This window comes from Flagellimonas flava (genome assembly GCF_050617915.1).
Lineage (GTDB): Bacteria > Bacteroidota > Bacteroidia > Flavobacteriales > Flavobacteriaceae > Flagellimonas > Flagellimonas flava_A.
This window is the reverse complement of sequence record NZ_JBODQE010000056.1, coordinates 1-274: the sequence shown is the minus strand read 5'-3', so window position 1 is coordinate 274 and position 274 is coordinate 1. Positions and strand designations below refer to the sequence as shown.

Annotated in this window: 1 protein-coding gene; it reads left to right on the top strand. The window is 27.4% G+C overall.

The features are described 5' to 3' along the window. The coding region (locus tag ACRHOZ_RS20955; protein ID WP_431130217.1) for a hypothetical protein at positions 1-274 on the top strand (274 nt) is incomplete at both ends.

The following is a 274-nucleotide window of genomic DNA, read 5'->3' as shown; positions in this document are numbered from 1 at the left end:
CACATATTAAATATTTAGATAGAACAATCGTTTTAAGTCAAAAACTAAATGACACTATTTTTTTAATTGAACAAAATAATAAACTTTCTGAAGTCTTAATTTCATATAACAAGAAAAGAAAATTAACCTTTGAAACGCTACCTGAGCTAGAAAAGGGAATACATAGTTTCGCATCTGTTTTGTATGAGGGTAAGATTTATGTTTTTGGAGGAGACAAATCAATTTTAAAAGATGCAGCTACTATTGCTTTAAAAGAAGCTAGTGAATCAAATAC